Genomic DNA, 18,264 nt, shown 5'->3' on the forward strand with positions numbered 1-18,264 from the left:
AGCTTGAACGGCGCTACGCGCAACGAGGGTCTTGAGTGTCTACGGAACCCTGGGCGTATCAGTCCGCTATCGCGGTCTGGCCAAGAACACGGCACAAGTGCTGACCTTGTTTGCGCTGTCAAACCTGTGGATGAAGCGAAAGCAATTACTGCCTGCGATGGGGAACGTGCGCCTGTAACCCGGGAAATTCCCAAGGAAAGCGCCAGAAATGGCGAGAAGTCCAAAGCTCCAAACGCGACTCTCCGGAACGATGCCACATTCCGCCCTGTTAGGTCTCGTTGTTCAGACCTTCCCTAACACAAAGCTACCAACAGCCTGGAGTGATAGTTTCACTCGGCGTCTTCACCCCTGCTTGGTTCAACGTCAGAGTGCCGCACTTGTCCTTAGCCTGATTGCCCTGAGGCGCAGCGGTCAAGGTAAAGGTCGACTGCGTGGTCGCGAGCGTAATGTTGTATTGCGCCGTACCACCTTCGCGCGGCGACTGGATGGTCGTCGAGCCGTTCCCGAACTTGAAACTGGCATAGGTGTTGTTGGTCGTATGCGAGCGTTCCAGCAACTGCGAGTATTCGACCAGATCGGCCTTGGCCTGCGCTCGGCGAGACTTCCGAACATGATCGGCATAGGACGGATAGGCGACAGCAGCCAGGATGCCGACGATCGCGACGACGATCATCAACTCGATCAAGGTGAAGCCACCGGCACCATCACGCTGGCGAAGTTGGCTGGACAGGGACCGCGACAGGTCTAAGGGCATTGACAATCTCCGTTACTGAAGCTGGCGCCAGGACTGGCGGCCGCAAGGATAAGGGACATACATGGGCGGGGCGCCAGCCACGCTGACGATCATCCAGCAGCCCGATCCTGCAGGCACGGTGGGTGCCGCAGAACCATCCTTGGGATTGACCTTCGGCTCGAGCCTGGGCACGACCGATACACCCACGTCTTTGACCGGCGCATTGCCGCCGGTATTGAGCGAGATTCCAGCCGAACCGGCGGCAAGCGTGGAGCCACCTATGCCTCCCATTCGCACACCAGATAGGGCACCCACACCCGTCCGTGGATTCAGTCCGAACAACCAGTTCACACCATCAGTGCTGCACCCGCTGCTGATCGCGAGCGGCGAATAAGTAGGCATGAACAAGATTCCCGACACGAGTTCCGGATAACCCACAAATCGCTCACCGGCGGGCAGATCCACGTACCAGCCAAGCGAACCTGACGGCGCGGTGCCAATTTGCAGTGAGCGGGTGCTACCGGCGGCAGCCGTACTGACCGAATATGGCGTCAGATTTGCTCTGGTCAGCGTTGTGCTAATCACACCATCGACCTGATCAGTGAACCCGTACAAGCTCTGAGTCTGGAGCGCCGAACTCGGTAGGATGTCGTCGTTGAACGAGAAACTACCGGTACCAAATAGCACCAGTACACCACCGTTCTCACCAGAAGCAGCCTGCAGGCCGCCAGTAATCGGCTGCCGGTAAGTCAGACCACCTTCGACATAGGTACCCGTCGTGAACGTCGGTACGGTGACCGACGTTGCAGTCGAGGTGAGATCAAACTTCCAGATCGCTCCACGAAGGTCGGCCGCATAGACCGTATCGGCGTACCCATCGCGGGTGCGAGCCGGCTTATTGGTCGCCGGGTCGATAGTCACATTATCGATGCGGTCCAGCACAACGATGTTGCCGAGCCCGTTGCGACCGCTGATTGTGTTTCCCGGCTCCGTTGCCTCGATCATACGGACGGTCGGCGTGGCGTTGGTTCCGATATCGACCACGAACAGTACCGCCTTGCCGCTGACACTATCGTAGCCATTGCCGAAGATCGCCTTCCAGCCGACCGTGCCATTGGCCGCTCGCACCGGGACGATGACTGGCTTGCCGAGCACATGACCGATATTCGCGCGCACGGTGGCATCGCCGCTGAGATCGTTGATCTCCCATAGGCGGCTACCCACACCGAAGGCCGCCGGATTGCTGACATCCAATGCGAAGACGCCGCGACCACCTGCCCCGGTCGTGCCCACCAGGGTTGTTTTCCAGGCGTTGCTGTAATAACTATCTCCCACCGCAATCGGACCATCGACGAAGTAGCGATGATCAAACGGCTGGGCATTCCCCTTGTTTGCTTGATAAGGCAGCAGCAGATTTCCCATATGGCCATAAGACGTAGCGGGCACGTACGCAAAGCGTTCACGTCCGCCGCTGCCGCTGATGGCGCCGGCGCTGTCCATGCCGCCATCGAACGCATGCAACATGCCGTCATTAGCGCCCGCATACACCATATAGCCCTGACTGCTACGCTTGCTGTTCAGGTAGTTTGTATAGCTGGTTCCGAGCGTACCACCTAGCGAGCGATAGCCGTAGTCGTCGATCGGCGCACTGATCACCGGTGCGGAGTTGATGATGTCGCCCAGCACCGTGGTTCGGTCGCGCAACTTGCCACCCTGCTGAATCTCCCCGCTCCGATCGCCCAGCAGATAATTGGCTGCAGTTACGGCTGTTGCCCCGAGGTTGGTCAGGTCAGTTTGCGAGCAGAGCGTTTGACCAGGATACAAGGTCTTGGACAAACCGCACAAGCTACTCAAATTGATAGTAGTGCCATCGAACTTCTGTACATTGCTGCCATCGTTGAAGTACACATTGCGCGCACTGGCAGCGGGCATCTGCGCGGATGCCTCCCAGAGTGGCGTAAAGCGCGCCTCCCGCGTATCCGGATCGACCGTAGCCTGATTGGCCTTCAACTTGCTCGACCAATCGGTACCGTTGCTCCTGATCTGGTACTCGGGAGTTACTGTCAAGGAACCCGCGCCGATACGCGCGCCCGTCAGGGCCAGCGTTCCTGACGGTGAATTGGCAGCACTGGCAGCCGACAGCACCCGACGCATAGCGCCGGTCACTTCATCAGGGCTCTTGGCATTGATGAACTGACCGCGGCTATTGATCGTCGCGTGCCAGAGCTCGTCGATGACGCGGCCATCGTCATCTGCGATCGGGTCGCCATTGCTGTTCCAGTCCGGAGCATTGGCGTAAGGATCATTGGTGGCCGCCTGGTTGACCTCGTAGATATTTCCCTGCGCGCCCAACGTAATCGCATAAAAATTCATATGCAGATCTTTCTGGCAATCGAGCCGTTTCCAATCCGCAGAAGTCTTGGCGAGCGTCGCACACTTATCGTCGACGGGCACGAGGCCTGCCGAAAAACTCGGGCCAGTGACCAGTGGCGTAGATGCGCCGGAATAATAGCTGGCAGTGATATCGGCAATCGTATTGTTGTAGTTGTCGGCAAAGGGCGAAGCAGGAAAATCCACCGTGCCGGTTGAATCTGCGTTGCCATACCCTGTAGCAACATTATTGCTATTCGTATAACCATCGGTGAACAGCATGCCGCCATTTTTCTGACACGCACGCACCACCGGCGCACCATCTCCGGTTCGCTTGAACTGCTTACCCAGGAAATCGATGGCCACACGGTTCGGCGTGCCGCCGTTCGGCTTGAGTCGGTAGATCGACCCGAAGAGCGACGTCCGCGAGGCGTCGTCGTTCATGTCGTACATGGTCACGTCAGTGCGGTTGTTAATAGTGAAATAACCAACCCGCATCTTGTCGACATCCGCCAATGTGCGCGATGCGGACCCGATGATCGACAGGATACGATTACGGCTGTATTGGAACCAATTGGCAAAATTTTGTTGCGCAGCAGTATAGGCAGCGGTATTGGCCCCGTAATTTGCCGCCAATATCTGATAGCGCCGCATATTGCAACCTGGGCCACAGGCATTAGTGATAATCGGCCGATTGACATCGCTAGTGAGATAGCCTGTCGGCGCAGGGGCGTCCACAGGCAGATAAAACGTTGCTGGGACGTAGCCAATTTGAACCTGGCAATTAGCCATGATTGAAACAGCATTGTTCAACGTCGTCCAAACTCCGCCACTGCTAGGCAATCCATTACTATTGGTCGTATTGCACGACCGACTACTTGACCGATAACGCGTACCGGACGGTATCGTCATTCCAGTCAAAAACTGAAATAACTCATCATTACCCTCGCGATACGAAAGATTGTAGGTGGTGTTATACCCCTTGGTGAAATCAGTGCCATAGACAGCAGGGTTACGTGGATCCAGGCGCGCCTGACCAAATACTGCCGCTGGCCAGAGATTGAGCGTCGCCGCAGCCTGCGTCGGCGGCGTCCACGGCTGATAGAGCACGATGGGATTGTAGTAGCTCTTATTATAGGTGGGCGATCTGGCAAACCCGAACGCGTCCAGCGGAGGCACTGCGTCGCCTGGCGAGTAAGAGGCGTTATAGCCGTCGCTTGGATACAAGTAAACATAGCAATCGGCCGAGTTATTCGCGCATCCCTCGCTGGAATTATAGAAGACACCAGCTGAGCTGAAGAAACTGCTGCCGGTCCATTGCAGACGTCCATCACCACCGGTGAAGATGCGCTCGAACGTCATCGAGTTCGAATCATCCACCGAAATGATGAATGCCGGCGGGATCGAGGTTGCGTTATTGAGTGGAGCCTGCGCCAAAGTGCCCTGCCCCTGGGCTGCAATTAAGCTGTAGACGAAGTACCCCCCCATAGCGACAAGCAGGATGACGGAGACGATAGCGGTTCGAACGGTGCGACGAGACATGCTCACGGCCTCAGAGCTTAAAAATGGAATCGATCGCCGCCGACGAAGATGCATCCGTCGTCGCATCGTTGGCGAAGGTGGTAATTTGATAGACCGGAGTCACCGGGTCGACCGGATCGCCCATCGCGAGCGAGCCTCCCCCGATGATGCACGAGTCGATGCGCCGCACATTAACCGCCTGGTTGACCGACACGGCCTTATTACGTGCCCAAGCCATCGGATCGAATGCTATATCGCAGTTTTGCTGGATATCAGTGTCCGCAACCGTTGCGTCGCTGGGAGCACTCTTGCGATTAGCGATGGCTTCAATCGCCCGCTCGCTCCTGCGCGTCACGCCCTCAGCATTCTGAAAGGCGATATTGGTCACCAGATAATTGGACGCCATTTTTTCCTGCATGCCTGCCACTTGCATGCCGGCGATCCCGATCAGCGCCAGCAGGATCAACATGATCAAGGCAACATAGAGCACTACACCACGAGGACGGGATGGCATTGGGCGGCGGCGAGCGACTGCATTCATTGATCAATTCCCAAACAGCCGATTGCGCAAGGCGATCGTGGATTCGTAGGTCATTCGGTAGCGGCCATCCGTCTGGGTGGGCGGCGCAAACGAGACGCCCAATGCACTGGGATAACTCAACGCAGTTGCCGGGCGCTCGGCTGTGGAAGGTGCAGGACTGCGCGCTAGGATGCCAACTTGAACTTGCCCGACCCGTCTCCACTGGCCAGCAGCTGTGGCATCGACCGCAGTGGATACGTCGCTCGCGATCGCCTGGGTGCTGATGTTTCCCAACGGGGGCGAGGTATTGGACATGTTCACGGTCTGATCGAGACCGAACAGCAGCTGCATGTTCTCGATCCCTTCGACCAACTCTTCCGGCGTGCCATAGTCGTCAACACCATTGGACCGTGCACGCATCAGCGCAGGCTCGCCCGAGGTTGTCGATGTACCGACGTAGTAAACCAGCGATTCGGCGCGATAGAGCATTGCCTGGCCGCTGGGACGGGTGGAGTAATTGGACAGATTGGTTCCTGTGGCAGTGACTTGGCCGCTGGCATAGGTGCCCTTGAACACCGTGGCATGGGCGCAGTCCGCAACCCCGAACAGGTTTGGAGCCGCCTGCCCTCCCTCTGTCAAACGTAATCCGGCAGAGGCATTGAAGCCCACGACGCTGTTGCTGCCTGTGGTCAACGTTGTGATTGGCACGCCTTCCGGAGCAAGGAAACGCAGAACCAGGATATCGCTGCCGCCGCGCGGATTGAGCTTGGTGATCGATGCTGGCAGATTCGCTGGTACTGCCCAGTTATCTCCAAGCTTCAGGCTGCCAGGAGGCGTCGTATTAGGCGCTTCGTAGCCTTGCACGCTGATGCTGAAATCCAGCGGATGACCCGAGCCGCTGGCCGCGCCGGTAGTGACCACCGGGTCGCCCTCCCCGCGCACAAAATGAGCCTGGTCGTTGACGCAACCGAAATGCCCGGCCATGCGAATGTCGCGCTGGAGGAAATCCATGGCGAAACGTCCGTTTTCCTGTGCGCGCGCACTGCCTTCGGCCAGCATTGATGCAGTACGCGAGGCAGAAAAGACCTGGATGACTCCCAGCATCAGCACAAGACCGATCACCATGGCGATCATCATCTCTATCAGGCTGATGCCCGCAGCGACGCGCTTGGAAGAAGGCGGCCGCGTCATAGCTGCGATACCAGGGTAAAGGTGGTCTGGGCGTTGGGATTATTGGCGTCCCAGCGCTGGTCTCCCCAACTAATGCCAACGGTGACCTGGCCGTTGTTATTGAGAACGGTTGCGCTGGCACCTTCGCCCAATGCGCGCACGACCTGGCATTTCCAACGCGCGATATTGTCAGCGATGGCCACGCTTCCGAGAGGTCGGCTGCAACTGGCCGAGGTCACGCTGTTTGCGGCAAAGGTGGCATCGGTATACCAGACAGACTGGAAGCGATTACTTCGCATCTGGTCCATCAGGTCATACGCTAGGTTGGTTGCCTGGGTGCGGTAGTTGGAACTCTGCACGAACCGCACATTGGCTGTCTGCAACAGCGCAAAGCCAAGCAAGCCAAATGCGAGTACGACGATGGCGATCAGCACCTCAAGCAGACTGAATCCCTTGGTGCGAGAGGGCGAAACGAAGGGACGGAGACGCATCATTGGCAGGAGCTCTTCTGAGACGTGATCTGGCCGGCGACATTGACGAACAAGGTGCGCCGCAGCGCCTGCCCATCGCACGTCATCGGTTGCAACGTGATCTGTTGATTTGTCGACGCGACCCTGCGCCCCCGCCCATCGAAAGCAATTACGGCGCCGGAGGGGCCGGTACTGGTCAGCGATGCGTCGATCGCGACGAAGCGCAGGACGGTATCGCCAGTCTTGAACGCCCCATCGCCATCGGTATCGGCCCAGGCCAGCATTCCTGCACCCCAGTTGTTGTCGCACGCGGTCCCGGAAGCGCTGCCGCAAACACCGCCTCCACGGCGGTTGCGAATGGCCTCGCTGCGTGCTACCGATAGCAAACCGAGGGTCTCGTTGGCGCTGCTCGCGACTCGATTAGAGCGAAGCGTTCCGCGAAAGCTGGGAAACGCAATGGTGAGAAGGATCGCCAGCACGACGATCGTGATCATGAGTTCCACGAGTGTAAAGCCGGCAGATCGGCGAAAAGACATTGAACGCTCCCCAGCGTGACGTGTGTAAGATGCTACGCCCGCCCCCTAGCAACAAGCATAAGGGGGACGAACGGTTGTTTCAGGGTCACCGACGTATGCGTCAGACAATCTTTCCAGCCCCCACACCGCTTTTTGGCTAGAGCTTGAATATTCTTGAGCCCTAGGTCACCACCCGATAACAAGGCCGGTAGTCCCCCGCGATCTTCATCCGCCGCTGCTCGACGAAGCCACGCAGCAACTCATCCAGGGCTTGCATGATTTCTGGGTCGCCGTGGATTTCGAAGGGGCCGAATTCCTCAATGCGGCGCATGCCGTCTTCCTTGACGTTGCCGGCGACGATGCCGGAGAAGGCGCGGCGCAAGTCGGCGGCCAGGGCCGGCGCCGGGCGGCCGTGGTGCAGGTCCAGCGCGGCCATCGCTTCGTGGCTAGGCTCGAAAGGCTGCTGGTACTCGAGCGGGATGTGCACGGACCAGTTGAAGTAATACGAGTCCTTCTGGTCTTTGCGGTGCGCGCGCACTCCGTGGACCCCTTCGACCATGCGGCGGGCCACGGCGACCGGATCGCCGAGGATGATTTCGTAGCGCGAGGCGGAAGCGTCTCCCAGGGTGAGGCGAATGAAGCGGTCGATCTGCTCGAAGTACGGCGCGGCGATGGTCGGGCCGGTGAGGATCAGCGGGAACGGCACGTCCGCGTTTTCTTCGCGCAGCAGGATGCCGAGCAGGTAGAGAATTTCCTCCGCGGTGCCGACGCCGCCTGGGAAGACCAAAATGCCGTGTCCGATGCGGACGAAGGCCTCAAGGCGCTTCTCGATGTCCGGCATGATCACCAGATGGTTGACGATCGGGTTCGGCGATTCGGCGGCGATGATGCCGGGTTCGGTGACGCCGATATAGCGGGTATTGTGCTTGCGCTGCTTGGCATGCGCGATGGTGGCGCCCTTCATCGGGCCCTTCATGGCGCCCGGGCCGCAGCCGGTGCAGATATCCAGCCCGCGCAAGCCAAGCTCGTAGCCGACCTGTTTGGTGTAAAGGTATTCATCGCGCGAGATGGAATGGCCGCCCCAGCATACAACCAGGTTCGGATCCAGCGGTTGCAGGATGCGCGCATTACGCAGCTGACCAAATACGGCATTGGTGATGCCTTCACTGGTGTCCAGGTCGGCGCGTTGCGCTTCGAGCTCGATGGCCATGTAAGCGAGGTCGCGAACGACGGCAAACAACAGTTCCGCCACGCCGCGGATGATCTCGCCATCGACGAACGCCATTGCCGGCGCGTTGGTCAGATCGATGCGGATGCCACGGTCTTGCTGGTTCACCTGGATGTCGAAATCCGGGTAGAGATCGCGTGCGGCGCGCGGGTCGTCCGATGCGCTGCCGCTGGTCAGCACGGCCAGCGCACAGCGGCGCAACAGCTCATGCATGCCACCGCTGGATGCATCACGCAACCGGGCTACTTCTGCCTTGGACAATACATCCAGACCACCACGCGGGTAGATCCGCGCATCCACCACCGGCAGCGCCCGTGCTGCCGTACTGCTGAGTTCCATAGCATGCTCCTGTCGTATGCACGGAACTTTAGCGTACTCACCCGCACAAAAGAAAACGGCCGGGAGACCCCGGCCGTTTTTGCTGGTTACTTCTCAGGTTTCTTTAGAACTTGTACTTCAAGGTCAATTGCATTGACCAGCGGGAAACGCCGGTGTTGCCCTTGTCGTTGTTGTTTTCCTGCACGGTAGGTTCGTCGGTCGTACCGGTGAAGTTGTAGATGTACTTCCCAGTCGCAGGATAGATACCCGCATAACTGGCGACGCGGGCAGTGGAGTTGAAGCCATAGTCTTCAATGCGCCCCCACTTCTTGTTGAGCAGGTTACCCACGTTCATGATGTCCAGCGCAAGCTCGGTCTTATGGCCTTCGAACAGTCCCAGCAATTCCTGACTGATGTGCACATCGAAGCTGTTCACCCACTTGGTACGGAACTCGTTAGCCGGGGCGATCTGCCCTTGTACGCAGCCAATTCGGGGTTCTTCGCCAGCCAGTCGAAGAACCGCTGCTCCATCGCAGCACCACCCACCCACTACTTCACATCGCCAGGTCCATTTGGCACGTAGAACAGGTCGTTGAAGTAGCCGTTACCGGAGGTCGCAGCGGCATCGCCATTCATGTCGTTGTAGTAGATGTAGCTGAAGGGACGACCAGAACGGCCTTCATAAAACAAGCCGACGCTGGTGTTGTACTTCCCGAAAAACGCCTTCTTCCAGTTGAGCGAGCCGGTGATGCGGTCCTTGAGCGCGTAGCGCGAGTCGTAAGCCACGTTCTCGTTGGCCGTGCCGATCAGCGTGCCACCCCAGTTAGAGGTGTTCTGCGAACTGGTCAGAGGGCTGACTTCCGTCGCAGCAGTATAGGTATACGCCAGCGACCAACCCCAGTTATTGATCAGCGGCTTGTTCAGACCGAAAGTGAACTGCTTGCCATCGCCCTTGTCAGTATTGCGCATGAGCATTACATCGCCCATGTCGGCTGGGCGATTCGCCTTGCCGTTGACGGAACCAAGGCTGGTGGTCTGGCCATTCTGGACAGAGGTGTTATTGCCTGTGGACGGCAGATAACCCGCTGCATTCCAGTACAGCTCACGGCCATCCTGGCCGATGCGCGTCGCGCCGACGCCTGCCTGGTTATAGAGATCCAGGCGCTCGAGGTAAATGGCGTTATTGACCTTCGTATAAACCACTTCCGCGGACGCAACGATGCCATACCAAGGCAACTCGTGATCGAACGCAAGGTTGGTCTTCCACACCGACGGCAGCTTCAGATCGGGCGCGGCAATGTCCACGTTCTGACGCGCACCCGCGCCACTGCTCGGGATATACGGGGGGTTAGTATTGGGAGTAAAAATACCAACCGGGTTGTTGACTGTGTACTCGGTGTAATTCAGACCGGTATTTTGGTAGACACCTGCAAGCCAGACGTTAGGCGCCGCGCCGCCAAACAGACCAAGTCCACCACGCAGCTGCGTCGGACGGTCGCTATCGAAGGTGTAGTTGAAGCCGAAGCGCGGCTGCACCAGCTTGTCATCCGGCAACTGGGTATTGTCGTAACCGTACAAGGACATGATGCGCGGGTTGTACAAGCGCTGATCGCTGAAGTCCGGCATATCGACGCGTACGCCACCCTGCACGGTCAGGTTACTGTTGACCGCCCAGCTATCCTGCAGGAACAGGCCAGTATTCTTCAAAGTGTACTCGGCGGGGATATCGTCATAGCTACCACCCGGACGCGGCGCACGCACGATGTACTGGTTGACACGGCCCGCAGCGAAATCGTTGAGGTTATTGAACACGTACACACCGTTGAGGTTACGGCCGTAATAGTTCAGCAGGTCGTTGTCGGAATAGTCGAAACCGAACTTGATGGTGTGGTCGCCCACGTACCAGTTGGCAGCACCGAAGGCGCTCAGTTTCTTGCTCTCGACCGCGTTGACGTGCGAGTTCTGCTCGGTACCGAAGTACAGCGAATTGTTAACGGTGGTGCCACCGAAGCCACGTATCTGGATCTGCGGCAGGGTCGAAAACGGCTCGCGGATCGCCGAGTATTGCTTGCGCGATAGCTTGAATTCGGTCGAGAAGTTATCGGACCAATCGCTGAACAGCTCTCCCATCCAGGATTCGTAGGTCTTCGGCTGCTGGTACCAGAAAGTACTCAACGACACGGCGCTATTGCTGATTTGCGGGAAGCGCACGACGTTTTGCTCGAGCTTGTTGTAACGCACGGCAGCACGATGATTTTCGTTGATGTTCCAGTCGATCTTCAGCGCATATTCTTCGACTTCGGTGCTGTTGACCGGCTGAGCCAGCGAACCGGCGTTGAAACCGTAGCCGGTGGCAATCTGCTGCGCACGCGCGATGTCGGCGTCGGTGATGGTGCCCTTGCCGTAAGGCGAATCGGCCAGGCTGACGCCCGGCGCCGAACGCTCCATCTTTTCGTAATTGGCGAAGAAGAACAGCTTGTCCTTGACGATCGGACCGCCCAGCGTCATGCCGTAGGTCTTTTCGTCGTCGAAGCCGTTGAAACGAACACCTTCCAGTTCCTTGCGCACCATGTCCTTATCGCGATACGCGTAATAGACCGTGCCGCCGAATTTGTTGGTCCCCGATTTGGTGACCGCATTGATCACTGCGCCGGTACCGCCTGAAATCGTCGTGTCGTAATTGGCGACATCGATGTTGATTTCCTGGATGGCGTCCATGGACACCGGCTGACGCTCGGTCGGCAGATTGTTGGATTCCAGACCGAACGGATCGCCTGCGCCGATGCCGTCGATACGCATGGCGTTGTAGCGCGTATTCTGGCCGCCGACAGAAATCGCACCATCCGCCTTGCTGACCTGGGAAATGCGCGGATCCAGGCGGATATAGTCCTGAATATTCCGATTGACCGACGGCAGCGATTCGATGGTCTCGCGCGAAACGTTGGTACCGGTGCCCATCTTGTAGGCACTGAACAGGTCCGAGCCGCCGGCCACAGCCATCACTTGGACAGCTTCAAGGTTGGTGGCGGCGATATCGCCCTTGAGATCCGCATTGACCGTATTGACCTGATTGAGGTTCAGGTAAACGCCCTCTTCGGTCTTTGTACCTTCACCTGACTTGGTGATGGTGTACGGCCCACCCACACGCAAGCCGCGCGCGTTGTAGCGTCCGCTGGCATCGGTGGTGGCGCGGCTGACCGTTCCGGACTCCACGTGCGTGATGGTGACTTCGGCATTCGGCACCGGCTGACCGCCGCTGCTTGTGACCACGCCAGCAACGCCAGCTGAGGTGTTTTGCGCAAACACAGGAGCGGCGGCGAGCGCGGCGACAAGGCCAAGCGTCAGCTTGGACATGCGAAGACAACGGGGGTGGGTCATTTCGGTAGCCTCGATACAGGTGGGCAGTGGCAAAAGCGCAGTCAGCCCAACCGTTCCCGGAGGTGGGCTGCCGTTGATCTGGATTCCCTCGCCGCGCGACTGGTTGCTACTGCAACTTTTAACAAAATATTAACACACTAAGGTCTGATTGTGACGCCGGCGTGACAAACTTCGCGCACTGCTACATGAAATACGAAGGTAGAGGCGCAATCGCCAGATCGTGCGAGGTCGCAACCGTAGCGAGACGCGTGTCGCGACTTTGGAGCCGCCGGGTCGGCAAATGGGATCAAAACGCCCAATCGCTGCGTTCGGCCACCGCATGCGGGCTGCACATGGGGTTGCTGCTTGTCGATGCACCTTGCCGAATATGACATTCCACCTGCTGTCTTGCGTCACTGACGGATCAGCCCCAAGACAGTCGCCAGCGGCCAATGACTGCCCCATCCCAGCCGCCCGGCGACCATCACGTCGCATCGCAACTTGTCCGGGCGCCAGGTTGCGCTGGTCAGTCGCCGGAACCATGCGTCGCGAGCACGTAACCACGGGACAATGCGGGTTGAAACCCAGGCCATCGGCGCCAGTCTGCGCCCACGCCTGGGAGCGATCAGCAAGCCGCCGGAGCGAGCTGGGCTAGATCGACACCGGCAGCTTGAAGTACGTGCCCAGGCCGTCCAGGAACATCTGTACCGAGATGGCGACCAGCAGCATGCCCATCAGGCGCTCGATGGCCGTCAGGGCGCGGTGGCCGAGCAGTTTGTACAACAGTGGCGCAGCGGCCAGGATCGACGAGGCGCCGATCCAGGCGATCATCAGGGCAAGGCTCCAGTCCCACAGCCGCGTGGGCTCGTTGCTGCCCATGAGCATCACCGCGGCCATGCCGGACGGGCCGGCCACCAGCGGGATGGCCAGCGGCACGATGAAGGGCTCGCCGTCGGGGATTTCGCCCATCAGGCCTTCGGGCCGCGGGAAGATCATGCGGATGCCGATCACGAACAGCACGATGCCGCCGGCAATGGCCACCGACTCCTGCCGCAGGTGCATCAGCTCCAGGGCGTACTTGCCGCCCCACAAAAACGCCATCAACACGCACAGGGCGATCAGCAGTTCACGCGCAAGCACGAAGCGCTGGCGCTTGGGCGGCAACGGCTTGAGCACGCTGAGAAATACCGGAATGTTGCCCAGCGGGTCGAGAATCAGGAACAGCAGCAGCGCCGCAGAAAGAATGGTCATACCGGCGGACTCCAGATCGCACCGCGATGCGCCGCCCCTGCGGCCGACAGCACGCTGACGCACGCAGGGGCGTAACGTGCGGCATCGACCGCGTCGTTGTCTTCGTGATGGGTGAACGCGCGCGCGCGCAATGCGGTGCGCATCGGGCCGGGCTGCAGGCCGCTGACGCGCACCGGGCCGGCAGCCGTTTCATGATGCAAGGTGGCGATCAAGCCGCGCTGCGCATGCTGGGCGGCGCCATACGCCCCCCAATAGGCCTGTCCCACGCGCGCAGGGTCGTCCACCACGAAGACGACTGCCGCATCGTCCTGCTGCCGCAACAGCGGCAGGCATGCCTGGGTCAGCCAGGCGCGCGCGGTCAGGTTGACGTGCAAGGTGCGTGCGAAATCTGCAGGTGAGGCCAGTTCGGTTGGCGTCAGGCCGGAAAAGGCGGCGGCGCACTGCAGCAGGCCATGCAGGCCACCAAGCTCGGTCTGCAACCGCTGCGCAAGGGTGGCGTAGTCGTCCGGCGTGGCGCCGGCCAGATCCAGCGGATGCAGCAGCGGCTCGGCACCTAGCGCTGCCACCACGTCGTAGATGCGCTCCAGCGGACGCACCTTGCGACCGAGCAAGACCACCGTGGCGCCTGCCGCGGCGCATGCCTGCGCCGCGGCACCGCCGAGGCCACCGGCGGCACCGGTGACCAGCACGACGCGTCCCGACAAGGCAGCCGACTGCGGCTGGGCCTGCAGCAAACTCACGGCTGGTATGCCTCGCTGACGATGCGCTTGAGCTCGCCGGCTTCGAACAATTCCAGCGTAATGTCACAGCCGCCGATCAGCTCGCCATGGATGAACAGCTGCGGAAACGTGGGCCAGTTGGAATAGCGCGGCAGATTGGCGCGCACTTCGGGCTCTTCCAACACATTGACCGTGCGCAGTTGGTCGGCACCGGCGGCCACCAGGGCCTGCACGGCGCGACTGGAAAACTCGCACATCGGAAATTGCGGGGTGCCTTTCATGAACAGCACGATCGGGTGTTGTTCGACTTCGGCCTGGATCCGTTCCATTACCGGCATTGGACTCTCCTGACTGGGAGCGGCAGGCCCGACCGCCGGGTCGGATAGACTTCCGCAAAGGCGCGCATTGTAAGCCTTCAGCACGACCTATCGCCGCACTCCCTTCGCTGCCACTGCCATCATGCCGATCGAACACGTTGCACTGCCCTACTCCCGCGCTGCCCTGGAGCCGCATCTGTCCGCCGCAACACTGGCGGCACATCACGGCGTCTGTCACCGCAGCGAGGTCGAACAACTCAACGCGCGCATCGAAGGCAGCGAATTTGCCGAGTTGATGCTGGAAGAGATCATCGCGCAGGCGCAGGGCACGTTGTTTCATCTGGCCGCGCAGGTGTGGAACCACAATTTCTATTGGCAATGCCTGCGCCCGCGCGCTGGCGGAGAGCCGCTCGGGCGGCTGGGCGACGGCATCGCCAACTCGTTCGGCGACTTCGTGCATTTCAAGCAAGAGTTCACTCGTGTGGCGTTGACCAGCTTCGGCTCGGGCTGGGTGTGGCTGGTGCAGCGCCCGGACGGCGCACTGGCGATGGTCACCACACCCAATGCCTCCACCCCGCTCACCGGGCCGGACATCCCGCTGCTCGCCTGCGACATCTGGGAGCACGCGTACTACCTGGACTACCAGCAGGATCGTGCGCGCTACCTGGAGGCTTTCTGGAAGCTGGTGAACTGGGATTTTGTCGCAAGCCGGCTGGGCTGACCTGGCAGCTCAGCTCTTAGTCGCAGATGCGGACTGGCTCATCTGCTGAAACATCGCAGAACGGGTCGCATCCGACACCAACGTACCTTCACAGACGGCGCGCGACGTCGCACGCGCTCGCCACCGAAACGCTACGCGCATCACCCTTCGTTCAAACGCGCAACCACTGGCCGAGCTTGCGCATCGCGCTGCAGCGCAGCGCCGGCATCGCTCACTGCCAGAGCGAGCGCCTGCGCTGTCTCCGCGCGCAGCGTTGCGTGCCCTACCTTGCGTCCATCGCGCGCTTGCTTGCCGTAGTCGTGCCAATGCCCGCCGGGCACCGCCAGAAACGCTCTGGCGTCTGGCATCGCGCCCAGCCAGTTCAGCATGCAGGCGTGGCCGCGCATCGCAGTACTGCCCAGTGGCAAGCCAAGGACGGCCCGCACATGATTTTCGAATTGCGAGGTCTCGGCGCCCTCGATGGTCCAATGCCCCGAGTTATGCACGCGCGGCGCCATTTCGTTGGCAAGCAACTCACCGTCGCGCACAAACAGTTCCAGCGCAAATACGCCGACATAGCCGAGCTTTTCCGCCACGGCACGCGCGTGCGCCTCAGCCGAAGCTTGGAGTGCCGCCTCCACGCTCGCCGGCGCCAGGCTGGCCGACAGCACACCGTCTACGTGCCAGTTTTCGGTCAGTGGCCACGCGCGGAATTCGCCATCGCGCCCGCGCACTACAACCACGCTGACCTCGCGCTGGAACGGCACGAACGCTTCCACGATCAATCCGACGTGCGCCGCCTGGGCGCCAAGCGCGTCCCACGCTGCATCGGCATCGGCGAGCGACTTGATACGGAATTGGCCCTTGCCGTCATAGCCGAAGCGGCGCGTCTTCAGCACGCAGGGCGTACCGATCCGCGCGAGCGCTGCATCCAGGCCAGCGCGGTCGTCGATCGCGGCAAACTCGGGCACCGGAATGCCGAGCTCGCGGAACAAGGTTTTTTCGCTGAGCCGGTCCTGCGCAACCGCAAGCGCAGCCGGACTGGGAAACACCGGCACTTGCGCGGCAAGTTGCTGCGCGCTGGTGGCTGGCACGTTTTCGAAATCGAAGGTGATCACATCCACCTGCTCGGCGAATGCGGCCAGGGTCGCCGCGTCGTCGAACGCGCCAACCTGCAGCGGCGCCACCTGGCCTGCGCAGGCATCGGCTGCCGGGTCGAAGACCGCAAAGCGTATGCCCAGCGGCGCACTGGCAAGTACCAGCATGCGCGCCAGCTGGCCGCCACCGAGAATGCCGACCGTGCTCATTGGCGCGGGTCGTCGCTGGCGATGACATCGTCGGTCTGCTTGGCGCGGAACTGCGCCAGTGCCTGACCGATCTGCGCCTGCTCGGGCGCCAGCATGGCCGCCGCAAACAACGCCGCATTGGCCGCACCCGCATTGCCGATGGCAAAGGTGGCCACCGGAATGCCGGCCGGCATCTGCACGATCGACAGCAGCGAATCCATGCCGTTCAGCGCCTTGGACTGCACCGGCACGCCAAGCACCGGGACTGCGGTCTTGGCAGCCAGCATGCCCGGCAGGTGCGCCGCGCCGCCGGCGCCGGCAATGATCGCGCGCAGTCCGCGTGCGCCCGCCTGTTCGGCGTAGGCGAACAAGACGTCCGGCGTGCGGTGCGCCGAGACCACCTTGACTTCGTACGGCACGCCCAGTGCATCGAGCTTCTGAGCTGCGTGTTGCATGGTCTCCCAATCCGAACGGGAACCCATCACGATGCCGACCAGCGGCGCGGAGTGGTTTGAGGTCATGGCCCTGCCCTGCGGTAAAGACGTATTCTAGCCAATCTCCACGCAAGACAAGACTTCGATGGATCGCAAATTGCTCGACCTGCTGTGCTCGCCCGACACCCGCCAGCCGCTTTCGCTGCTCGACGGCAAGGGCCTGGAAGCACTCAATGCCGCCATCGCCGGCGGAACCCTGCAGCGCGCCGACGGCGCCGCACAAACCCAGCCACTGCGCGAAGCGCTGATCACCCGCGACCGCAAGCAGATCTTCCGCGTCGACGACGGCATTCCGGTGCTGCTGGCCGAAGAAGCCATCGCCACCGCACAAATCGCCGACTTCCCCGAGAAGTGAGCCTGCCCGTGCACACCAACGTGCCGGACGCGCCGCCGGCCGAATCGATCGACGCCGACGTAGCGCGCGCCCTGGCCGAAGATATCGGCAGCGGCGATGTGACCGCTGCGCTATTGCCCGACCAGGCCGACAGCGCCTACCTGCTGTGCAAGCAGGACGCGGTGATTGCCGGCCGCCCCTGGTTCGATGCCACCCATCGCGCGCTCGACCCGCAGGTACGCATCGACTGGCAGGTGTACGACGGCCAGCACGTCGGCGCCGGCACGGTGCTCGCGCTGTTGCAGGGGCGCAGCCGTAGCCTGGTCAGTGCCGAACGCACCTCGCTCAATTTCATGCAGACGCTGTCTGCCACGGCGACCACCACCGCGGCGTACGTGGCTGCGGTGGCCGGGACGCGCGCGCGCATCCTGGACACCCGCAAGACGCTGCCTGGCCTGCGCGCCGTGCAGAAATACGCCGTGCGCTGCGGCGGTGGCGACAATCACCGCATCGGCCTGTTCGACACGGTGATGCTCAAGGAGAACCACATCCGCGCCGCCGGTTCGTTGAGCGCGGCCGTGCATGCCGCACGCGCGCAGCAACCGCAGCTGCCGCTGGTGGTCGAAGTGGAAACGCTGGAGCAACTGCATGAAGCACTGCAGGTTGGCTGCACGCGCATCCTGATCGACGACTTCGACCAGGCCATGCGCCGAGAAGCGGTGCGTATCGTTGCTGCATTGCCACCCGAACAGCGCATTCCGCTGGAAGTCTCCGGCAGCGTGGATTTGGCCGGCATTCGCGTGATTGCCGAAGATGGGGTGGACTGCATTTCGATTGGCGGGCTCACCAAGCATGTGCAGGCAGTGGATCTATCGCTCAAACTCGGCCCGCCGCCAGCGCGCTGATTTCAAGCGTGCGCGCAGCCAGCTCTGGCAGCCTGCTGCGATTGTTTCCGTGCAGG

15 protein-coding genes and 2 pseudogenes are annotated in these 18,264 nt (G+C 60.8%); 4 read left to right on the plus strand and 13 right to left on the minus strand.

Features of this window, described 5'->3' with window-relative positions:
- Positions 1-61 precede the first annotated feature (61 nt).
- A pseudogene (locus XAXN_RS20860) lies at positions 62-178 on the plus strand (IS5-like element IS1646 family transposase); the annotation flags it as partial.
- Positions 179-304: 126 nt separating this feature from the next.
- Here XAXN_RS20860 and XAXN_RS07195 read toward each other — a convergent pair.
- The 11 genes and pseudogenes from XAXN_RS07195 to grxD all read right to left on the minus strand — a co-directional run bounded on the left by XAXN_RS07195 (position 305) and on the right by grxD (position 14,510).
- Positions 305-754: a type IV pilin protein gene (locus tag XAXN_RS07195; protein ID WP_054319038.1), complete on the minus strand. Its 450-nt coding sequence runs from the start codon at positions 752-754 to the stop codon at positions 305-307.
- 12 nt (positions 755-766) lie between these two features.
- Entirely contained in the window at positions 767-4,645 is a 3,879-nt protein-coding gene (locus tag XAXN_RS07200; protein ID WP_054319039.1) for a pilus assembly protein, read from the minus strand.
- Between the two features lie 10 nt (positions 4,646-4,655).
- Positions 4,656-5,165, minus strand: coding sequence for a pilus assembly PilX family protein (locus XAXN_RS07205; protein ID WP_054319040.1), 510 nt, complete (start codon positions 5,163-5,165; stop codon positions 4,656-4,658).
- A gap of 3 nt (positions 5,166-5,168) precedes the next feature.
- Positions 5,169-6,335, minus strand: a complete 1,167-nt coding sequence (locus XAXN_RS07210) for a PilW family protein (RefSeq protein WP_054319041.1) — start codon at positions 6,333-6,335, stop codon at positions 5,169-5,171.
- A complete protein-coding gene (gene pilV, locus XAXN_RS07215; protein WP_054319042.1) occupies positions 6,332-6,808 on the minus strand; it encodes a type IV pilus modification protein PilV in 477 nt (158 codons plus the stop codon). The genes XAXN_RS07210 and pilV overlap by 4 nt, the downstream gene beginning before the upstream one ends.
- Positions 6,805-7,320: a GspH/FimT family pseudopilin gene (locus XAXN_RS07220; RefSeq protein WP_054319043.1), complete on the minus strand. Its 516-nt coding sequence runs from the start codon at positions 7,318-7,320 to the stop codon at positions 6,805-6,807. The genes pilV and XAXN_RS07220 overlap by 4 nt, the downstream gene beginning before the upstream one ends.
- A gap of 160 nt (positions 7,321-7,480) precedes the next feature.
- Positions 7,481-8,866 (minus strand): nucleotide 5'-monophosphate nucleosidase PpnN, encoded by a 1,386-nt coding sequence (gene ppnN, locus XAXN_RS07225; RefSeq protein ID WP_054319044.1) that lies wholly within the window; start codon positions 8,864-8,866, stop codon positions 7,481-7,483.
- Between the two features lie 103 nt (positions 8,867-8,969).
- Positions 8,970-12,223, minus strand: a pseudogene (locus XAXN_RS07230) (TonB-dependent receptor).
- 630 nt (positions 12,224-12,853) lie between these two features.
- Positions 12,854-13,453 carry a YhgN family NAAT transporter gene (locus tag XAXN_RS07235; protein WP_003485603.1) on the minus strand — a complete coding sequence of 200 codons (600 nt, stop codon included), beginning with the start codon at positions 13,451-13,453 and terminating at the stop codon, positions 12,854-12,856.
- A complete protein-coding gene (locus tag XAXN_RS07240) occupies positions 13,450-14,193 on the minus strand; it encodes an SDR family NAD(P)-dependent oxidoreductase (RefSeq protein WP_054319045.1) in 744 nt (247 codons plus the stop codon). Before XAXN_RS07240 ends, XAXN_RS07235 begins: the two co-directional genes overlap by 4 nt.
- Entirely contained in the window at positions 14,190-14,510 is a 321-nt protein-coding gene (gene grxD, locus XAXN_RS07245) for a Grx4 family monothiol glutaredoxin (RefSeq protein WP_003485599.1), read from the minus strand. The genes XAXN_RS07240 and grxD overlap by 4 nt, the downstream gene beginning before the upstream one ends.
- Before the next feature lie 121 nt (positions 14,511-14,631).
- Here grxD and XAXN_RS07250 point away from each other — a divergent pair, with 121 nt between their 5' ends.
- Positions 14,632-15,210, plus strand: coding sequence for a superoxide dismutase (locus XAXN_RS07250; protein WP_054319046.1), 579 nt, complete (start codon positions 14,632-14,634; stop codon positions 15,208-15,210).
- Positions 15,211-15,350: 140 nt separating this feature from the next.
- Here XAXN_RS07250 and XAXN_RS07255 read toward each other — a convergent pair whose 3' ends face one another.
- Positions 15,351-16,496 (minus strand): 5-(carboxyamino)imidazole ribonucleotide synthase, encoded by a 1,146-nt coding sequence (locus tag XAXN_RS07255; RefSeq protein ID WP_054319047.1) that lies wholly within the window; start codon positions 16,494-16,496, stop codon positions 15,351-15,353.
- A complete protein-coding gene (purE, locus tag XAXN_RS07260) occupies positions 16,493-16,996 on the minus strand; it encodes a 5-(carboxyamino)imidazole ribonucleotide mutase (RefSeq protein ID WP_054319048.1) in 504 nt (167 codons plus the stop codon). The genes XAXN_RS07255 and purE overlap by 4 nt, the downstream gene beginning before the upstream one ends.
- Before the next feature lie 58 nt (positions 16,997-17,054).
- Here purE and XAXN_RS07265 point away from each other — a divergent pair, with 58 nt between their 5' ends.
- Entirely contained in the window at positions 17,055-17,324 is a 270-nt protein-coding gene (locus tag XAXN_RS07265; protein ID WP_008570984.1) for a Trm112 family protein, read from the plus strand.
- Positions 17,321-18,208 (plus strand): carboxylating nicotinate-nucleotide diphosphorylase, encoded by an 888-nt coding sequence (gene nadC, locus XAXN_RS07270; protein ID WP_054319049.1) that lies wholly within the window; start codon positions 17,321-17,323, stop codon positions 18,206-18,208. The genes XAXN_RS07265 and nadC overlap by 4 nt, the downstream gene beginning before the upstream one ends.
- The last annotated feature ends 56 nt before the right edge of the window (positions 18,209-18,264 follow it).

This window comes from Xanthomonas axonopodis, assembly GCF_001304695.1.
GTDB lineage: Bacteria > Pseudomonadota > Gammaproteobacteria > Xanthomonadales > Xanthomonadaceae > Xanthomonas > Xanthomonas axonopodis.